Annotated in this window: 17 protein-coding genes; 4 read left to right on the forward strand and 13 right to left on the reverse strand. The window is 71.2% G+C overall.

The window, feature by feature from the left end:
• The 3 genes from fxsT to WMF27_RS19050 all read right to left on the reverse strand — a co-directional run bounded on the left by fxsT (position 1) and on the right by WMF27_RS19050 (position 5624).
• Entirely contained in the window at positions 1-2871 is a 2871-nt protein-coding gene (gene fxsT / locus WMF27_RS19040) for an FxSxx-COOH system tetratricopeptide repeat protein (protein ID WP_437767464.1), read from the reverse strand.
• A gap of 147 nt (positions 2872-3018) precedes the next feature.
• Positions 3019-4095 (reverse strand): ATP/GTP-binding protein, encoded by a 1077-nt coding sequence (locus WMF27_RS19045; protein WP_437767463.1) that lies wholly within the window; start codon positions 4093-4095, stop codon positions 3019-3021.
• Positions 4096-4121: 26 nt separating this feature from the next.
• Positions 4122-5624, reverse strand: a complete 1503-nt coding sequence (locus tag WMF27_RS19050) for an SIR2 family protein (protein WP_437767462.1) — start codon at positions 5622-5624, stop codon at positions 4122-4124.
• A 237-nt stretch (positions 5625-5861) separates the two neighbouring features.
• On the opposite strand from WMF27_RS19050, the gene WMF27_RS19055 reads away from it, so the two are divergent.
• Positions 5862-6815, forward strand: a complete 954-nt coding sequence (locus WMF27_RS19055) for a formylglycine-generating enzyme family protein (RefSeq protein WP_437767461.1) — start codon at positions 5862-5864, stop codon at positions 6813-6815.
• 128 nt (positions 6816-6943) lie between these two features.
• The gene (locus WMF27_RS19060) at positions 6944-7888 is read left to right on the forward strand and encodes a metallophosphoesterase family protein (protein WP_437767460.1); all 945 of its coding nucleotides are present in this window, start codon (positions 6944-6946) and stop codon (positions 7886-7888) included.
• Between the two features lie 176 nt (positions 7889-8064).
• Here WMF27_RS19060 and WMF27_RS19065 read toward each other — a convergent pair whose 3' ends face one another.
• On the reverse strand, positions 8065-8271 hold the full coding sequence (locus WMF27_RS19065; protein WP_012236438.1) for a cold-shock protein: 207 nt from the start codon (positions 8269-8271) through the stop codon (positions 8065-8067).
• 961 nt (positions 8272-9232) lie between these two features.
• Here WMF27_RS19065 and WMF27_RS19070 point away from each other — a divergent pair.
• Positions 9233-11443, forward strand: a complete 2211-nt coding sequence (locus WMF27_RS19070) for an ATPase, T2SS/T4P/T4SS family (RefSeq protein WP_437767459.1) — start codon at positions 9233-9235, stop codon at positions 11441-11443.
• Between the two features lie 135 nt (positions 11444-11578).
• Positions 11579-12091, forward strand: a complete 513-nt coding sequence (gene def / locus WMF27_RS19075) for a peptide deformylase (protein WP_437300843.1) — start codon at positions 11579-11581, stop codon at positions 12089-12091.
• An 18-nt stretch (positions 12092-12109) separates the two neighbouring features.
• On the opposite strand, the gene ribD is transcribed toward def, so the two are convergent.
• From ribD to WMF27_RS19120, 9 genes are all read right to left on the reverse strand, one after another.
• Entirely contained in the window at positions 12110-13255 is a 1146-nt protein-coding gene (ribD, locus tag WMF27_RS19080; RefSeq protein WP_437767458.1) for a bifunctional diaminohydroxyphosphoribosylaminopyrimidine deaminase/5-amino-6-(5-phosphoribosylamino)uracil reductase RibD, read from the reverse strand.
• A 16-nt stretch (positions 13256-13271) separates the two neighbouring features.
• On the reverse strand, positions 13272-13733 hold the full coding sequence (nrdR, locus tag WMF27_RS19085; protein WP_012236442.1) for a transcriptional regulator NrdR: 462 nt from the start codon (positions 13731-13733) through the stop codon (positions 13272-13274).
• Positions 13734-13757: 24 nt separating this feature from the next.
• On the reverse strand, positions 13758-15002 hold the full coding sequence (gene fabF, locus WMF27_RS19090) for a beta-ketoacyl-ACP synthase II (protein ID WP_437767457.1): 1245 nt from the start codon (positions 15000-15002) through the stop codon (positions 13758-13760).
• 127 nt (positions 15003-15129) lie between these two features.
• Positions 15130-15384: an acyl carrier protein gene (gene acpP / locus WMF27_RS19095; RefSeq protein ID WP_012236444.1), complete on the reverse strand. Its 255-nt coding sequence runs from the start codon at positions 15382-15384 to the stop codon at positions 15130-15132.
• A gap of 146 nt (positions 15385-15530) precedes the next feature.
• On the reverse strand, positions 15531-16277 hold the full coding sequence (gene fabG, locus WMF27_RS19100) for a 3-oxoacyl-ACP reductase FabG (protein ID WP_437767456.1): 747 nt from the start codon (positions 16275-16277) through the stop codon (positions 15531-15533).
• A gap of 6 nt (positions 16278-16283) precedes the next feature.
• On the reverse strand, positions 16284-17225 hold the full coding sequence (gene fabD / locus WMF27_RS19105; RefSeq protein WP_437767455.1) for an ACP S-malonyltransferase: 942 nt from the start codon (positions 17223-17225) through the stop codon (positions 16284-16286).
• Positions 17226-17383: 158 nt separating this feature from the next.
• On the reverse strand, positions 17384-18379 hold the full coding sequence (locus WMF27_RS19110) for a beta-ketoacyl-ACP synthase III (protein WP_437767454.1): 996 nt from the start codon (positions 18377-18379) through the stop codon (positions 17384-17386).
• A 91-nt stretch (positions 18380-18470) separates the two neighbouring features.
• A complete protein-coding gene (gene rpmF, locus WMF27_RS19115; protein ID WP_012236448.1) occupies positions 18471-18665 on the reverse strand; it encodes a 50S ribosomal protein L32 in 195 nt (64 codons plus the stop codon).
• 4 nt (positions 18666-18669) lie between these two features.
• Positions 18670-19407, reverse strand: coding sequence for a YceD family protein (locus WMF27_RS19120; RefSeq protein ID WP_437767453.1), 738 nt, complete (start codon positions 19405-19407; stop codon positions 18670-18672).
• Between the last annotated feature and the right edge of the window lie 34 nt (positions 19408-19441).

The raw sequence follows: 19441 nt of genomic DNA on the forward strand, positions 1-19441 counted from the left end.
TCAGGTCGCCTCGGCGCTGCTCTCCAGGGCGTCGCCGAGGCGCGCGAGGTTCCGCGAGAAGATCTGCACGGACGGGTGCGACGGCCCGAGCGCCTTCGTGGCGATCGCCACGGCGCGCTCGATCTGCTGCCACGCGCCCGACAGATCGCCGAGCGCCTGCAAGACGCGCCCGAGGTTGTTCACGATGCTCGCCACGACCGGGTGGTCCGGACCGTACGTGGCTTGCGCGATGCCGAGCGCGCGCTCCAGCTGCTCGCGCGCCCCGGGCAGCTCGCCGAGCGCTTGCAGCACGCTGCCGAGGTTGTTGCAGCCGATCGCCACCGCCGGGTGGTCCGGGCCGTAGGTCGCCTCGGCGATCTTCAGCACGCGCGCGAAGTTCGCGCGCGCGCCCTCGAGGTCGCCGAGGTCGCGCAGCACGCTGCCGAGGTTGTTGATGTCCCGCGCCACGTCCGGGTGATCCGGACCGTAGGTGTCCTCGACGATCGCGAGCGCCCGCTCGAAGTCGGCGCGCGCCCCGGCCAGGTCACCGAGATCGCGCAGCACGCGCCCGCGGTTGTTCAGCGCGTGCGCGAAGCGCGGGTGGTAGAGGCCGTAGCTGTGCTCATCGATCTTGAGCGCCTCCTCGAACTGCTCGCGCGCACCCTTGAGGTCGCCGAGATCGTGGAGCAGGCGACCGAGGTTCGTGCGCCCGATCGCGACCGTCGGGTGATCCGGACCGTAGGCGCGGATGTCGATCGCGAGCGCCCGCTCGAGGTGCACGCGCGCGCCCGCGAAGTCGCCGAGGTCGCGGAAGAGCGCGCCCAGGTTGTTGAGTCGTATCGCGACGCTCGGATCGTCGGGGCCGTACGTCGCCTCGTCGATGGCGAGGGCGCGCTCCAGGTGCTTGCGGGCGCCCGGCAGATCGCCCTGATCCATGAGCACGCTGCCGAGGTCGTTCACGTCGCGCGCGACGTCCGGGTGATCGGGGCCGAAGCTCGCGATGTCGATCGCCAGCGCGCGCTCCAGGTGTGCCCGCGCGCCGCCGAGATCGCCGAGGTCGTGGAGGACGCTGCCGAGGCTGCGCAGCACGGCCGCGACCTTCGGATCGTCGTGGCCGAACACCGCCTCGTGGAGCGCGAGCGCCCGCTCCAGGTACCCCTTCGCCTCCGCGAACGCGGCGCGCCCCTGCAGGTAGACGGCGAACCGGGCGAGGAGCCGCCCGCGCACCTCCCGCGCGACGTCGTGCGCCTCGGCCTGGCTCGCCGCGGCGAGCGCGTGCGGCAGCCATCGGGCGCAGAAGGGCCACGTCTCCACCTCGTCGCTGCTCTCAGGGAACGCGTGATCGACGAGCCGGACCGCCGCCTCGGCCCACACCTTCCGGTCCTCGGGCGAGAGGCGATCGCGGACCACCGCCTGGACGAGCCGGTGCACGGAGAGCGCGCCTTCGTGCACGTCGATGAACGAGTAGCGGCGGAGCGCGGCGACCGCCTCGTCGAGCATCAGCGGATCGCTCAGCGCCTCCGCGAGCGCCGCCGGCAGGTGCGGCGCGGCGTCGGCGAGGCCCTCGCGCGGGATGTCGTCGGGCGCCAGGTACGCGCACAGGCTCAAGAGGTCGACCGCGACGGGCGAGAAGCGCTGCGCCTCCTGGAACGCGAGGCCCCAGGTCGTGGCGATCGGCGTCGGGTAGTCCATCGGCATGCCGCGGAGCAGGAGCCCGCGCTGGTGATCACCGAAGGCGGCGTGGTAGGTCGCGATGGACGATCCCGTCTCCTTGATGGTCGCCGCCGCCTGCACCAGCGCGAGGGGGAGATCCCCGAGCGTCTCGGCGAGCTTCTCCGCGGCGCGCGCGTCGCTCTGCCCGGTCCGATCGAGCAGGAACTTCACCGAGTCGGCGCGATCGAGCGCCGGCACGGTGAGCGGGGTGGCGATGCCGCGGAAGCTCGGGTTGCGCGAGGTGATGAGGATGTGCCCGGTGCGCGGGTGCGGCAGGTACGGGGCGACGTCCTGCGGATCGTTCACGTTGTCGAAGATGAGGAGCCACCTGTCGTTGCGCGACAGCCACGACCGGGCCGCCTCGATCGCGATCCGCTGGTCGGCCTCGTTCTGTTCTGGCAGGTCGAGGGCCGCGGCGAGGCGCGCGAAGTCCTCGGCCGCCGTGGCCGGCTCCTCGGCGCGGATCCACCAGACGACGCTGTACTGGCTCGCGTACCGGTGCGCGTACTCGGCGACGAGCTGCGTCTTGCCGACACCGCCGAGGCCGCTGATGGACTGCGTGAGCGCAGCGGGCCCCCCCGTGGTGAGCGTGCTCCGCAGCTCGCTCAGGAGCTGGTCGCGCCCGGTGAAGCCCGGGTTCCGCGGCGGCAGCTTCTTGATGTGAGGCTCCGCGTCGGGCGAGCTCGACGGCCGTCGAGCGGTTGGCCGCTGCGTCGGCGGCTCCGTCTCGCGGACGGCGCTCCGGATCCCCTTCGCGATCTCCGTGAACGCCTCGCTCTGGTTGGGGTAGCTCGTCACGGGCCGCGCGCGGCTCGGCAGCGGCTGCAGCGCGCCGAGCAGCGTCTTCTCCCAGGCGCAGGGCCGCAGGATCACGGGGATGACCCGGCACTCGCCGGCCTCGTGGCGGCCGATCGCCTCTCGCATCTCCGGAGAGAGCCACGCGTCGGTGGAGAGGAAATCCGCGCTCACGAGCAGCAGCACGACCCGCGCCTCGCGCAGCCTCGCCGCGGTCGCCTCTCGCCGCTCCCTCCCTCCGCCGAGCGCGAAGCCCTGGTAATTCCGGATGACCCCCTGCCGTTTCAGCGCGTCGAGGTGGGTCTCGATCTTGGGCCGCAGGTCCTCGTCCCTCGGAGAGTAGGAGAAGAACACATCGGCGGGGCTCGTCGCCAAGGCAACCATAGTTCCTCTCGCGGGCCTTAAAGTCTCACGACGGACCTGACGCGCAACGAGAATACGCGGTCGGAAAAGACCCAGGAAGAGACGGTAGTTGACGCTCCAGGCGGATACATGCGGGTCGAACCTCCATCGTCTCGTGGGGGGCTTGCCTTACCCCGACTCCGGCTCCGTCCTACCTTCGCGCTCCTCTTCCGTGCTCGGGGAGATCCGGCCGGAAGCCTGAACGATGCGGCGCGCCGCTTCCATCCATCGCCGCCGATCGTCCCGCCGCAACTGGTTGCGGACGACGATCTTCACGAGGCGGTGGACGCTGAGCGCGTGCGGCCGCACCTCGATCAGCGAGTGCAGCCGCAGCATCGCGATGGCGTCGTCGAGCGCGAGCGGGTCGTATTCGCTGAGCGACCGCCGAGGGATCGCGTCCATCGGCAGGAACGAGCACAAGCTGAGGAGCTCCGCCGCTGCCTGGTGGCTGAACACGGCCGCGAGCGAGCTCTCCCAGGCGGTCGCGACCGTCACCGGGAAGCTGACGGGGCGCTCCAGGAGCGCGGCCGGCCGCTGCCGGAACAGGGCGAGGTACTCCGCGAGAGGGCGTCCGGTCTCCTCGATGTAAGCGCCGGCCTGCGCCAGGGCGAGCGGCAGATCGCCGAGCTCCTCTGCGAGCGCGTCGGCCGACTCCGCGTCGGTCTCGCCCGTGCGCTGGAGCAGGAAGCGCACCGACTCGGCGCGCTCGATGCCACGGACGTTCACCGTCGTGAGACCGCGCCAGATAGGGTTCTGCGACGTCGTGAGGATGTGGCCGCCGTGGGAGACGCTCGGGATGTAGGGCTCGACCTCGATCGGGTCGCGCACGCCATCGAAGAGGAGGAGCCAGCGACCGCGGCGCCCGAGCTTGCTGCGCACCACGCCGACCGCGCGAGCGGGATCCAGCTGCTCGTGCTCGGGCAGCCTCATCTCCGCGGCGAGCGTGACGAAGGAGGCGTCCATCGTCGCCTGGCTCTGACCGTCGATCAGGAAGACGGTGTCGTAGGCGCCGGCGTTGCGGTACGCGTACTCGATCGCGAGCTTGGTCTTGCCGGTGCCGCCGAGCCCGCAGAGCGGCGCCACGCCGCGCCTGGCGAGCGCGGCGCCGATCTCGGCGAGCAGATCGTCGCGCGCGGCCAGGTTCCGGCTGGTCGACGCGGGGACGCTCCAGATCCCGGGCGGCGGTGGCACCTCTGAATGGCTCACCGGCTGGGCGCCGGCGCTCGGTGAGCTCAGGAGGGGTTTTGGGTGAGCTGCTCGACCTGCTTTCGGATGCCCTTTGCGATGTCGGTGAACGCCTCGCTCTGGTTGACCCAGCTCGTCACCGGGCGCCCGCCCCGCGGCAAGCTGGCCAGCCTGCCGAAGGGCGCGCCCTCCCAGTCGCAGGCGTCGAGGATGACGGGGATGACGCGCGCCTCACCCCGTTCGTGGCGCGCGATCGCCTTCTGCATCTCGACGTCGTAGCAGAAGTCCGACGCGAGGAAGTCCGCGCTGATGAGCAGGAGGATGACCTTCGCGGTCTCGAGGTGCTCGGCCAGCGCCGTGTCGCGCTCCTCGCCAGCGCCGATCTCGCCGTCGTGCCAGCCGCGGATGACGCCCTTCCGCTTGAGGATGGCGAGGTGCGTCTCGAGCTTGTCGCGCAGCTCGCGGTTGCTCTCCGAGTACGAGAAGAACACCTCGATCGGGCTCGCCGGGGGCTCGGAGACGCGCTCGCGCCGCGACGCCTCGAGCGCCCCCGTCATCGCGGCCGTGTCGTCGTACGCGGCCGAGTCCGGCGGGAGGTCGTGCAGCGGGCCGAGCGGCGACGACGACGAGGGCGGGAGCTCGAGATCGGGGATCGGGGGCGGAACGATCGAGCGACCGCGCGACGTGATCGCGCGCGGCCGGGGAGCGCACGTGCGCTCGAGGATCGCGAGCACCCGGTCGTGGCTGCCGTCGGGGGTGTCGTAGGGCAGGAGCAGGATCCCCATGTCCGCGAGCGCCTTGCGGCGGAGCGGCGTCAGGCTCGAGCCCGGGGCGATGACGAAGCGGGGCGGCGGCGAGGCGCCCGAGAGCGCGTGGATGTCCGCCAGCATCTCGTCGAAGTTGCCGTCGGCGCGCCCGAAGCCGATGAAGAGCACGGGGCACCGCGAGAGCACGGTCGTGAGCGACTTGCGCACGTCGGGCGGCGCGATCGACGCGAGGAAGCGCTCGCGCGCGAACACCCAGCTGCGCGGCTCCTTCAGCGTGCCGTGCAGCTTGAGGATGAACCGCCGCCGCCACGCGACCTCGTCGGTGACGCGCCACATGGCGTCCCACTCGACGCCGAAGGCGCGCTCGAGCAGGTGGTTCAGGTTCGTGGTGAGCACGGCGCGCAGCTTGTCTCGCAGCGCGGCGATCGCGATCGCGATCCGCGGCGGATCGAGCCCCTCGTCGTCGAGCGCATCCTCGACGAACGCGTTGAACTCCGCTGGGCCGAGCGCCTGCTCCGCCGCGCCCAGCGCCTCGCTGTAGCGCTGCGATCGCGCGAGGGCCGCGACCTCGGCGATCGCGACCTCGTCGCCGGTCTGCTCGCGCACCCTCTCGACGAGCAGGTCGACGAGCTGACGCCACGTCGGCAGCCCGGCCGCGGCCGAGATGCCTCCCCCGACGAAGAGCACGAGCTCTCCGCTCTCGAGCGCCTCATGCAGCGCTTCGATCACCGCGGCGTCGACCTCCGCGCTCACCGTGTTCGCGTTGTCCATAAGGGTTGACATCGAGCCCCTCGAGTCTATCGCTCCTCGGCGCGCAGCGCACTTTTGCGGCGCGCAGCGCGGTGCGCCTTCGCCGCGCGTCGCGCGACGCGCCGCAAAAGTGCGCCGCGCGGCGCAGGGTCGAACGCTCGACCAGGCGGCCCGCTGCGGTCATGACGTCCGAGACGACCAACGCCGCCTCGAGCGAAGTCGGAAGAGGCGGAAACGGTCCGCGAGGCTGGAGCATGCTACGTCTCCGACATGCGTCCGGCGGCCCTCTTCACGCTGGCCACGGTGGCCTCGCTCGTCGCGTTCTCCCTGGCCGGCGTGGCCGCTCCACCGCCCCGCGCGCGGCGCGCCCCGCGCCTCCCGGCGCGCGCGGGGGCCGCGCTCTCGGCGGCCGCCGCGGGCGAGCCCGCGAGCGTCGTCGCGCTGCGCGCGCCCGGTCCGCCCGCCGTCCTCGTGCGCGCGGGGAGCTTCACGATGGGATCGAGCGAGGTCGAGATCGCGCACGCGGTGACGCTGTGCAAGCTCGAGCCGGCCGGTGAGCTGTGCGTCGACGAGACCGAGGCGAGCTTCGCGAACGAGCTCGTGCCCCATGAGGTGTACCTGTCGGATTTCTGGATCGACCGAACCGAGGTGACCGTCGCGAGCTACCGCCGGTGCGTCTCGGCCGGCGTCTGCGCCGAACCTCCGTATGCCTCCGGCGGCCAGCGGTTCGATCGGCCCGAGGTTCCGGTGGTGCTCGTCTCGTGGAGCGACGCGCAGCGCTACTGCGTCTGGGCCGGCGGTCGCCTGCCGACCGAGGCCGAATGGGAGCGGGCGGCGCGGGGCGTGGCAGGGCGGCGCTACCCCTGGGGCCATGTCTACAACCCGTTCCACGCGAACCACGGGAGGCTGTCGTTCGACGAGCTCGACGACGGCGACGGCTTCCTCGAGCTCGCGCCCGTCGGCTCGCTCGTGGCCGGCCGCACCCCCGACGGCATCGACGACCTCGCCGGCAACGTCGAGGAGTGGGTCGCCGACTACTACCATCCCGAGTATCCAAGCGGCAGCGCGAAGAACCCGCGTGGGCCCGACATGGGGGAGGAGCGCGTGCTGCGCGGCGGCAGCTACATCCTGGGTCGGCCCTGGCTGCGTGGCGCCGCGCGGGGGCACGACTCGCCGACCAGCCGCCGCGCGTGGCGCGGCTTCCGCTGCGCGCGCGACGCCTGAGCCGCGGGCGGGCGACGCTCGATCCGAGGCGCGCGCGGCGAGCGATCGAGGCGCGCGGCGGTTGGCCGTCGCGCAGGCCGAGGCGCGCGGCGGTTGGCCGCCGCGCCGGAAGAGCCCATACTGCGCCCGTGAGGATCGCGCACCTCTCTGACCTGCACCTCCTCTCCCTCGAGGGGGCCATCCCGTTCCGGCTCCTGAACAAGCGTCTCACGGGCTACCTCAACCTCCGCTTCCGGCGCCACGCCATCCACAAGCCGCACGCGGTGCACGCAGCGGCGCGGGAGATACGGCGGCTCGGCGTGGACCACGTCGTCATCACCGGCGATGTCTCGAACCTCGCGCTCGAGCGAGAGTTCGTCCTGGTCCGCGACTTCTTGCAGAGCGTTCTCGGTCTTCCGCCCGAGCAGGTGAGCATCGTCCCGGGGAACCACGACGCGTACACGAAGGGCGCGCACCGCTCGCAGCGCTTCTCTCAGTACTTCGCGCCGTACCTGCGCTCCGACCTCGTCCTCGACGCGCCTGGGAGGAGCGACGACGGCGGTGCCACCCGCGATGGCGGAGGCTCGGCGTTCCCCTTCGTGCACCTGCGCGGGCCCGTCGCGATCATCGGCCTCTCTACCGCCTGGCCGCGTCCCCCGCTGGTGGCCTCGGGGCGGCTCGGCCCGGCCCAGCTGCGCGCGCTCGAGCGAGCGCTGGAACACCCGGAGGTGCGGCGGCGAACGCCGGTCGTGCTCCAGCACCACCCCTTCCACAACCCGGCGAGCCGGGCGAAGACGTTGCTGGAAGGCCTGGGTGATGCAGCGGCAGAGGGGCTACTGCTGCGGCAGGTGCGCCGCGGCTTGCTGCTGCATGGGCACCTGCACCGGCGCATTCACCGCAAGCTGCACACCGAGCGGGGTCACATCGACGCCGTGGGCGCCACCAGCGCTTCGCTCCTTCACGACAGCGACGAACGGATGGCCGGGTTCAATGTCTACGAGATCGACGACGCGGGGACGATCGGGGGCATCACGTCGCACCGCTTCGTCCCGGGTCAAGACGCGTTCCGCGAGGTCCCGGTCCCCGAGCGATGAGCTCGCCGCGCGCTCGGCGCTCCGCCGAGCGCCCCACCGGAGCCGCGCGCAATCCAACCGCCGCACGCAGGACCCGCCAGGCGGGCGCGCGATGTTCGGGGCTCGGCAATGCCGTGACTCGAGCGCAGCGGAGGCGCTGCGCCGGCAATCCGGTGGGGCTCTGGTCAGGAGGAAAGTCAGGCGGTGGCGCGGATCACGTTGACCGCCTGCAGACCTTTGGGACCTTCTTTGATCTCAAATTCAACGGTCTCGTCCTCGAACAGACGGCGGCGCCCCTCCCCGTTGATCTGCGAATAGTGAACGAAGACGTCGGGGCCAGTCTCTTGCTTGATGAAGCCCCAACCCTTCTCGTCGTTGAACCACTTAACCTTGCCAACTGCCATATTTCCTCCACTTCAGAGCTCGTCGATACCCGAGGCGCGCAAGCTGGCAGTCGGGAGGTGACCACGGCTGCGGTCCCTGATTCCGATGCGGGCTTGGCTGCATGCAGCAAACCCCCCTCGTAGACAGATCCAGCTTGCGCAGGGCGGCTGCCCAGCCGCTGGTTGATGTGCATGCGCGGCGACTTCGACGATTCTCCCCGGTCCGAGCGGGCGCCAACGTAAACGGCTCGATGCGCCAAGGTCAAGCAGCGATGATGGTTCGGCGAGCGCTTGCGCGAGGCAGTACCGCTTCACCGGCAGTCTCCGGTTGCAGCAGCCGCCGATGAGGATTTCGCGCCGTACAGCGGAGCCTGACGGCGAGTCCACGAGCACGCGCGGTGACGACGCGCCGTGGGGTGCGAAGCAGAATTCGCGCAGCCGTCAAGATTTGCGCTCTTATCGAAGAACCTTGTCCTTCGGCCCGCGCAGGGCGTCGTGGTCCGTGAGGGCTTCGCCATGTCACGCAACGTGCCTCGCACGTCGGGCAGCGATCTCCTGGCCTCCGCCGCAATGGCGCGGCGACTCGGGCGCGCTCCTCGTTCTGCGCGCGTCGTGGGGGCGAGCGACGCAGCGCGCTCCGGGCGCTTTCCGAGCGCAGGCCAGGCGCCTGCGGAGCTTTGCCGAGAACCTCGATCGAGCGTCGCGGCGGAGCAGGCGCCCTGCTCGGAGGACATCGCGCACCTGGCGGCGCCGGCTCAGCCTGTTCGCCGACGTTCCCCCTGCGCGCGCTGGCGCGACAGCTCGGCGGATCGATCCCCGGACCGGCATCGCGCGCTCGCCCTGCGCCGCGCCCCGCGCGCTCGCCCTGCGCCGCGTCCCGCGCGCCCCGCGCGCCCCGCGCGCTCAGCGGGCGCAGGCGGCGCAGTCCCGGGCTCGAGCCCGCTCGCTGCCCTGGAGCAGGAATCGAAGGCATCTCGTTGACATGTCTGTTCGAGCTTGCTCGTATGGCGTGGCGAGGGCATCGGGTCTCACCTCCGCCCTGGCCCCGCGAGGCGACGAGATGTTCTCGGTGATCATCAGCGAGAAAGGGGGCGCGGAGCGCCGCGAAACCTTCGACCGGACAGAGATCAACGTCGGCCGCGTGCAGGGCAACGACCTGATGCTGCCGAAGGGCAACGTGTCGAAGCGACACGCTCGGCTGCTCTTCCGCGACGGGCGCTTCATCGTCACCGATCTCAAGAGCACGAACGGCACGTACGTCAACGGCCGGAAGATCGCTCAGGCGACGATCGTTCGCGAAGGCGACAAGATCTACATCGGCGACTTCGTGCTGCGGATCGAGACGGCGGCGGCCGGAACGGCCCCTCCGGACAGCACGGCGCCTCCGCGCGCGCCGGAAGAGATGTCCGGCGAGCCGGGACCTCTGCCCGATCGCGGGCCGCCGCCGTCCGCCGAGAAGGGGCTGCACCGGTCGGCGCCGTTGCCGCTGATCAACGAGCGGGGCGAGCCGTCGCGCACCAGCCAGGGCGTGATCAGCCACTTCCCCCTCGAGAACGATCCGGACGAGTCGGTCGACGCGGCCGCGGCCATCCCCATGCCCGGGCCGCCGCGCATCCCCTCGCCTCGTCCGCCCCTCACGCCGGGCTCGCAGGGCGGTGCGTCCGTCCCGCCGCTGCCTGCGCACCCGGCGATGACCACCGCACCGCCGGCGCGCGACGGCCGCGCCGTCGGCGCCGCCACCGCGCCCCCCCAGGCGCCGCGCCCGTACGCGACCGCGACCCCGCTGCCTGCACAGAGCGCAACGAGCACCGCCGCGGTGTCGCCGCAGGGCGCCTCGAACGTCGCCGTCCATCCGAGCGTGGTCCCCATCCCGAGCCGGCGCGCCATCCCGCCCGTCTCGGATCGGGTCGACCGGGGACAGGGCGACTCGGCGCATGCCGTGGCGCACCGCCGGGCGCTCGGGCGCCTCATGGATCGGCTCGCCGACGCGCTCGACCTCACGCCGCTCGACAGCGGCGCGCCGCCGGACAGCGCGCTCGCCCAGCGCATCGCGCAGGCGATCGCCGCGGGCGCGGAGGCGCTGCGCGCGGCGGGCGAGCTCCCCCCCGAGGTCGACGTCGAGGCGCTCGTGGCCGACGCGCAGCGAGAGCTCCTGTCGCTCGGCCCGCTCGACCGCTTGCTCGACGACGCCGAGGTGAGCGAGATCCAGGTGTTCCGCTACGACCACGTGATCGCGATGCACGGGCGCAGGCGCGTCATCGCGGAGGTCGGGTTCAGCAGCGAGCGCGCGGTCGGCCGGGCCATCCGCCGGCTCTGCATGGCGGCCGGCCAGCCGATCGAGGCGGGCGCGAGCTTCGTCGAGCGGACCCTGCCGGAGGGGCGCCGCCTGTTCGCGGTGCTGCCGCCGGCCGCGACCTCCACCCTGGTGATCCGGAAGCCGCAGCGCCCCGACGTCACGCTGGACGACCTGGTGCGCAACGGGACGATCTCGCGCGCGATGGCCGGGCTGCTCGCCCAGTGCGTGCTCGGTCGCGGCAACCTCCTCGTCACCGGGACGCGGGACGCCGGGACGGGCTGGCTGCTCGGCGCGCTCGCTGCCGCGGCGCAGCCAGACGACCGGTTCGTGGTGCTCCAGGAGGAGGACGAGCTCGCCCTCGATCAGCCGAACACGCTGTCCATCGCGCTCGGGGCCACGACGGACGAACGCACCCGGGCCGTGCGGGCGGCCGTACGCATCCGGCCCGAGCGGGTCGTGGTGAGCTCGTTCTCGGGCCACGTCGCGGCCGAAATCGTGGACGCCATCGGCGGCGGCATGGACGGCGTGCTCGCGGCCTCCCGGGCGCCGACGCTGCGGCAGGCAGTGACGAGGCTCCCCGCCGACATCGCCGCGACCCGCCCCGGGATCACGCCGGAGACGGCGCGCGAGTGGCTCGCCTCGTCCTTCGACCTCGCGATCGAGATCGCGCTGCTCCGCGACGGTCGCCACCGGGTGCTCCGCATCGCGGAGCTCGCGGTGGAGGGCGGGCAGATCGCCATTCGCGACGTCTTCACGTTCGTGGTCGAGCGGACGGCCGCCGGCGGCGCGCTCGAGGGGACGTTTCACCCCTCCGGGCTGGTGCCGGACATCGTGGAAGATCTTCAGTCCCGCGGGGTCAGCGTCGATACGTCGACCTCGTTCCGGCGAAATCGCTAGCGGCTGTCCGCGCGAAGGCTGGCCAGCGTGGCCAGCGCCAAGCACGCGCGACCCACGCGCGATCCACGCAACACGCGAGCTGAGAGCGTCTTGACGGGCGCCAGCTAGGAACGGAGGTTATGATGGTCAGTAGCCATGGCCATCCGCACCATCCTCCACTATCCCGACCCGCGCCTGCGTCAGAAGGCACAGCCGGTCGGGGACATCACGCCCGAAATCACGAAGCTTATCGACGACATGGCCGAGACCATGTACGCGGCGCCCGGCGTCGGCCTTGCGGCCACGCAGATCGGGGAGCCACACCGCGTCTTCCTCGTTGACATCGCCGCGGACAACGAGCCGAGCAACCTCCTCGTGTTCATCAACCCGGAGATCGTGCGGCAAGAGGGGCAGCTGACCGGCCCCGAAGGGTGCCTCTCGTTCCCTGGCATCAGCGAGGACATCAAGCGGGCCGAGCGCGTCACCGTCCGCGCCCGCGGGCGCGACGGCGCGACGTTCGAGATCGCGGCCGACGGCCTGCTCGCCGTGGCCATCCAGCATGAGCTCGATCACCTCGACGGCGTGCTGATGATCGACCGGATGGGCACGCTCAAGAAGCGCATCGTCCAGCGGAAGATGCAGAAGCGCGGCGCAGAAGCCGCGAGCTGACCTGCCGGCCGCGCCCGATCAGCTGCGCGCCGGGAAGGCGAGAGGGCCGCTGACGTACGCGTCGCGGCCGCAGAGCTCCCAGCGCGGATCGACGATCCGGGGCGCGTCGCCTGGCGTGTCCGGGCCCGCCCAGTCGACCGCGCCCGGCCGGCCGCGGGGGCCGAGCAGGATCGGCGCGACGAAGGCATGCAGCTCGTCGGGCAGGCGCGACGCGAGCAGGCTGCCGGCGAGCTCGGCGCCTCCTTCGACCAGGATGGAGACGATCCCCTGCGAGGCGCAGAGGCGCATCGCGGCGGTCACGTCGACCCGGCCCTCGGCCGAGGTTGGGGCGCGCAGGACGACGCAGCCAGCGTCGACGAGCACCTGCTCCGCCTCCTCGGGCGCATCGGCGCCCGTGAGCACCCAGGTCGGCACCTCCCGCGCCGTCTGGGCGAGGCGCGTGTGGAGCGGCAGCCTGAGCCGCGTGTCGAAGACGAGCCGGATGGGGTTCCGCCCCCCGGGCGCGAGCGCAGGCTCGCGCAGGGTGAGCCGAGGGTCGTCGGCGAGCGCCGTGCCGATCCCGATCGCCACCGCGTCGTGCCGCGAGCGGAGCTCCTGGACCTTGGCGCGCGCCTCGGGGCCGGTGACCCACTTCGAGGCGCCTGTGCGGGTCGCGATGCGGCCGTCCAGCGACAGGGCGAGCTTGAGCGCGATGTGGGGGATGCCCGTCGTGATGAACTTGGTCCAGGGCGCGATCAGCGCCCGCGCCTCGGCGCCGGCGACGCCGACCTCCACGGCGAGCCCGGCGTCGCTGAGCCGCTGCGCCCCGCCGCCGACCACCGCGGGGTTCGGATCGGGCGCGCCGACGACGATGCGCTTGATGCCGGCGCTCAGAACCGCGTCCACGCAGGGCGGCGTGCGCCCCTCGTGGTTGCAGGGCTCCAGCGTCACGTAGAGCGTCCCTCCGCGCGCCGCGTCGCCGGCGGCCGCGAGCGCCAGCCCCTCGGCGTGCTCCTCGCCGGCGCGCGCGTGGTGCGCGACGGCGACGACCTCCCCCGCGGCGTTCAGCACCACCGCGCCGACCGGGGGGTTCGGCGACGGCATCGCCTTGTGCGCCTCCTCGATGGCGAGGCGCATCATCGCGGCGTCGAGCTCGGGATCTGGGCTGGGGGGCTTCGCAGACATCGAAGTGCCGGATCTACTAGGGCGCCTTGGCCTTCACAAGCTTGCCAAGCTCGACCATGAACTGGTCAATGTCCCGAAAGGAACGATAAACGCTTGCGAACCGGACATAGGCGACCTCATCAAGGGTACGCAGGTGGTTCATCACCCGCTCGCCCAGCTCGGTCGACAAGATCTCCCGCCGCTCGGACTCCTGCGCCTCGCGCTCGATCGCGTCGGCGATGGCCTCGATCTGGTCGGTGGACACGGGCCGCTTGTTGCATGCGATCCGGAGCCCTCGCACGAGCTTCTGTCGGTCGAACGACTCGCGCCGACCGTCCTTCTTGACGACCGTCGGCAGGATGTCCTCGACGCGCTCGTACGTCGTGAACCGGCGCTCGCACGAGGCGCACTCGCGCCGACGCCGGATCACCTCACCCGCGCCGCCAGCGCGGGAGTCGATGACCCGGTCCTCGAGATGGCCGCAAAATGGGCACTTCATCGAGCCATCCAGCGCGGCGCGCGATCAGCCGTCGAACTGGGAGAACACGAGCGACACGTTGGTGCCACCGAAGCCGAAGGAGTTCGACATCACGTGCTTCAGGCGGCGCTCGCGAGAGGTGAACGGGATGTAGTCGAGGACGCACTCGGGGTCCGGATCGTCCAGGTTGAGCGTCGGCGGCACCGCGCCGTGGCGCAGCGCGAGCGCGCAGAGCGCCGCCTCGACCCCACCTGCGCCCCCGAGCAGGTGGCCCATCGCGGACTTCGTCGAGCTCACCCAGAGGCGCTTCGACGCCGCGTGATCGCCGAAGGTCTTGAGGATCGCCCGGGTCTCCTCGATATCCCCCTGCGGGGTCGAGGTGCCGTGAGCGTTGATGTAGTCGATCGCGTCCGGCGCGAGCTTGGCGTCGTCGAGCGCCATCTTCATCGCTCGCTGCGCCCCGGCGCCGTCGGGCGCCGGCTTCGTGATGTGGTACGCGTCGCACGAGGCGCCGTACCCGACGACCTCTGCGTAGATCTTCGCGCCGCGCTTCTTCGCGTGGGAGAGCGACTCGAGCAGCAGCGACCCGGCGCCCTCGGAGCAGACGAAGCCGTCGCGTCCCTTGTCCCAGGGCCGGCTCGCCCGCTGCGGCTCGTCGTTGCGCCGCGAGAGGGCGAACATCGCGCAGAAGCCGCCGATGCCAAGGCCGGTGATCGTCGCCTCCGCGCCGCCCGTGAGCATGACGTGCGAGCGACCTCGGCGGATCCACTCGAACGCCTCGCCGAGCGAGTGCGCGCTCGACGAGCACGCGCTCGTGTTGCAGTAGCTCGCGCCCCGCAGGTCGAGCGCCAGCGCAACCTGCCCTGCGGCGAGGTTGGCGATGACCGTCGGGATGAAGTAGGGGCTGACCTTGTGAGGCCCCTTCTCGTGCAGCGTGATCGAGTGCTGGAACAGGTACTCGAGGCCCCCGAGGCCGACACCGATGAACGTGCCGCACTGATCGCGGTCCTCGTCGGTGAGCTCGATCCCCGCGTCCTGCATGCACATCTGCGATGCAGCGATGGAGAGGTGGGCGAAGCGGCCCATCTCCTTCACCTTCTTCTTGGGGATGAACTCCTCGGGCACGAAGCCCTTCACCTCGCCGGCGAAGCGCGTAGGAAACGTGCTCGCGTCGAAGAGGGTGATGGGTGCGATACCAGACTGACCAGCCAGCAAAGATTGCCAGGTGGCCTGGGTGCCGAGGCCATTGGGCGTGACGAGCCCGATACCGGTGATGACAACGCGTTCCATGGCTCTTCTTGCCCTAGCGCCACCACAGAGGTGAGAGCGCGTGCATCGGCGAAGAGCAGAGCCTTCGCTGGCTCACGCGCCAACCCACCTCCATGGTGACGCCGCGTCCGGTAGGGCGGTGGGGACGCTACTTCTTGTCCTTGGCATTCCTTTCGATGTAGTCAATCGCGTCCTGGACAGTCCGGATCTTCTCCGTGTCCTCGTCCGGAATGTCGATCTCGAACGCCTCCTCAAACGCGAGGACAAGCTCCACCAGGCCCAGCGAATCGGCGCCCAGATCGTCGATGAAACTCGCCTCAGGCTTGATGTCCTTCTCGTCGACGTCGAGCTGTTCCTTGATGATCCGCTTTACTTCGGCCGTGATGTCGCGACCTTCAGCCATGGTATTCCTCCCGGGAAAACGGAACCCCTAGTAGCCCATCGCCATCAGCGTTGCACCATCGAATTACCTGCGACCGCTTTTTTCGTGTGCGCCTGGTTTGCCGCTGTGCGTGACGCCTGACAGCCGGGGCCCTCAAGCCAGCGCTCTCACACGTACATCCCGCCGTTGACGCGCAGCGTCTCGCCCGTCACGTAGCTCGCCTCGTCGGAGCATAGGAATGCGATCGCCGCGGCGACCTCTTCCGCTCGGCCCGTGCGCCCGAGCGGGACCATCTTCGTCAGCCCCTCTTTCATCTCCGCGCTGATCGTCGTCGTCATGTCGGTGTCGATGAACCCGGGCGCCACGGCGTTGACCGTGATGCCGCGCCCCGCGTACTCGCGGGCGAGCGACTTCGTCACGCCGAGCAGGGCCGCCTTCGTCGCGGCATACGCCGCCTGGCCGACGTTGCCCATCTCCGCCACGACGCTGGAGAGGAAGACGATGCGGCCCGTGCGCGCGCGCATCATGACCTTGGTCGCCGCGCGCGCGGACGCGATCGAACCCTTGACGTTCACGGCGAAGAGGCGATCGAGGTCTTCCTCCTTGATCCTCAGGAGCAGGCCGTCGATCGCAATCCCCGCGTTCGCGACGAGGATGTCCAGCCGGCCAAGGCGCTTCGCCGCCTCGGCGATGGCGGCCTCGGTCGCCTGCATGTCCGTGACGTCGAAGCCGAGCGCCTCCGCCTTCCCTCCGCGCGCGGTGATCGCGTCGACGACCGCGCGCGCCTCGGCCTCTCCGCGCACGTAGTTGACGATGACGTGCGCGCCCTGCGCCGCGAGCGCCTCCGACGCGGCACGCCCGATCCCCCGCGATCCACCCGTGACGATCGCAACTTTGCCCGTAAGGTCGAACATCGATGCCTATGCCTCCGAAAGGAACGCGCTCACGCGCTCAATCCCCGCCATGTCGCTCACGCTGAGCACCTTGATCTGCTTCGTGATCCGCTTCACCAGCCCGGCCAGCACCTTGCCAGGGCCGATCTCGAGGGCGTGCGTCACGCCGTCCTCCGCCATGCGCTCGATCGTCCGCATCCACTGCACGGTGCCATCGATCTGGCGCAGGAGGAGCGACCGCACCCGCTCCGGATCGGCGTTCGGCGCGGCGTCGACGTTCGCGATCACGGGGAAGGCGAGCGGCATCAGCTGCGTGCGCTCCAGCTCGGGACGCAAGCGTTCGGCCGCAGGCCGCATCAGCGCGCAGTGGAAGGGAGCGCTCACCTTGAGCGGGATGGCCTTGCCGCCGCGGGCGACGGCGAGCTCGCCCGCGCGCGCGACCGCGCCGGCGTGCCCGGCGATCACGATCTGCCCCGGCCCGTTGTAGTTCGCCGGAGCGACCACCTCGCCCTGCGCCGCCTCGGCGCAGATCGCGAGCACCACCTCCTGGTCGAGCGCGATGAGCGCCGCCATGGCCCCCTCGCCCGCCGGTACGGCCTCCTGCATGGCGCTGCCCCGGATCCGGCAGAGCCTCACCGCATCCTCGATCTCGAGCGCGCCGGCAGCGACCAGCGCGCTGTACTCGCCGAGCGAGTGGCCGGCCGCGTACAGCGGCGGATCGAGGTTGGGCAGCTGCTCGATGAGGGCCGCGGCCACGGCGCAGCTCGTCGCGACGATGGCGGGCTGGGTGTTGCTCGTCTGCGTCAGCGCCTCCATCGGCCCCTCGAAGCAAAGCCGCGAGATCGGCTCGCCGAGCGCCGCGTCCGCTCGCGCGAACGCGCCGCGCGCGGCCGCCGAGACCTCCGCGAGGGCCTTGCCCATCCCCACCTCTTGCGCCCCTTGCCCTGGAAACAGCCAAGCGATTTTCACGTTTGCCCTCAATTCCAAGCCAGGGAGGCGGACGTCGTCCGTTCCCCGGACCAGTCATGCGGCCAGCGCGCGCGAGACTACCTCAGGCCGGATCGCCCTGCGAGCTCAAGCGGACGCGCAGACCTCGACCCCGACGCCGGCACACGCGCATGGCCCGCTCACATCCGGATGACGGACGCGCCCCAGGAGATGCCGGCGCCGAGCGCGCAGAACAGGACGTTTTGCCCCGGCTTGATGCGCCCGTCGCGCACCGCCTCGTCGAGGGCGATGGGGATCGATGCGCTCGACGTGTTGCCGTACTCCTCGATGTTGAGCACGAACCGCTCCAGAGGGAGGCTGAGCCGCGCGGCGACCTGGCTGATGATCCGCAGGTTCGCCTGATGGGCGACGACCCAGTCCAGGTCGCCGGCCGCCATGCCCGCCGTCTCGAGCGCGATCAGCGAGGCGCTGGAGAGGTTCTTCACGGCGACCTTGAAGATGTCCTGCCCCACCATGTGGACCTTGTTGCGGCTCTGCTCGATGCCCTCGGGCGTCAGCGGCTCGGCCGTGCCGCCGCCCGGGATGACCAGCGAGTTCGCGAGCGTGCCGTCGCTGAAGATCCGCGTCGAGACGATGCCCCTGCCGTCGCCCGACGCAGGCCCGAGCACGACCGCGCCCGCGCCGTCGCCGAACAGGACGCACGTCGTGCGATCCTTCCAGTTCAGGATGCGGGAGAGCAGCTCGACGCCGATCACGAGGACGTGCCGGGCCACTCCGTTCGCGATGAACTGATCGGCGATCGTGAGGCCGTAGACGAAGCCGGCGCAGGCCGCCGAGATGTCGAACGCGGGGATCTCCTGAGCGCCGAGCTTCTGCTGCACGTACACGGCGCAGGAGGGCATCGGGGTGTCGCCGCTGATCGTCCCGACGATGATCATGTCGAGGTCAGCCGCCGAGAGCCCGGCGGCGTCCAGCGCAGAGCGGCCGGCCGCGGCGGCCATGTCGCTCGTGAGCTCTCCCTCGGCAGCGATATGACGTCGACGGATCCCCGTCCGCTCGCTGATCCAGCTGTCGGAGGTGTCGACGATCTTCTCGAGATCGGTGTTGTGCAGGACTCGGGCGGGCGTGTAGCTGCCCGTCCCGAGGATGCGGCTCCTCGGCTGCGGGGAGCTCATTCGATGGCCCCTCGCGCATCCGCGCGAGCCGGCGCCGCCGCGCCCAGGTGCGCGGGCGCAGCGTTCGCGCGCGCCGACGCACCCGCGCCCGTCATGAGGCCGCGGTCGCCTTGGTCGCCTTCGCCTTGCGCCCGTTGTAGTGCCCGCAGGCGCCACAGGCGCGGTGCGGGAGCCGGGCTTCCCCGCAGTTCTCGCAGGAGACGAGCTGGACGGGGGTCACCTTGTCGTGGTTGGCGCGCCGCATGTCGCGCTTGCTGGGGGTGGTTTTCCTCTTGGGGACGGCCACGGAGCTACTCCTTCTTGGTCTTCTTCTTCGGTGTCCCGGCCTTGGCCGGGGGGGTCGATGCAGGTTGCGCGCGCCTGTCAGAGCCGCTGGGCTTCTGTCCGAGCTTCTCTCGGAGCGCGCTGAGCGGCGCGAGCCGCGGGTCGAGGCCTGGAGCGGCCTCATCCTCCTCCGCCGCCCCGCGGACGAGGGCCGAGGAGCCGCCTTCGCGGTCCTCTCGGGACGCGGCAGGACCGATACCCGGGCAAGCCTCCGAGCACAAGGGGAAGTTCGGCATCTCGAGGAGAATGGCCTCGCGGATGAACGGATCGAGCTCGACCGTCTCGCCGTCGTACGTGTCGACGTCGGCCTCGTCCGCCGTGAACTCGTACTCCGGCTCCTTGACCTTGCTGGCCCCAGGCTTCGCCGCGCCGTTGCGGGCAGCGTCGTCCCGCCGGTGGCCATGGCCGTGGCCGTGGCCGTCCGCCTTCGGGGCAGGACGCAGGAGGAGCGCGAGCTCGGCGTCGATGTCCAGCGCGGCAGGGGCAAGGCACCGCGCGCAGGGCGTTGCGACGGGCGCCTTGACGCGGCCGCGCACGACGATCTCGTTCCCCGTCCGCGAGAGGCGGGCCGAGAGGTGGCCTGGCGCGCGCCCGGTGACGTCGACGTCAGCGAGCGCCGCGTTCATCCAGTCGAGCGGCAGCGGCATGTCCAGCGAAATACCGGAGATGTCGATGTCATTGGCAGAGACGGCAATCTGGGACATGGGTTCCGGGCCAGTGAAAGCGGAGCGTTTAGCG

It is taken from the genome of Sorangium sp. So ce281 (genome assembly GCF_051527395.1).
Classification (GTDB): Bacteria; Myxococcota_A; Polyangia; order Polyangiales; family Polyangiaceae; genus Sorangium; species Sorangium cellulosum_B.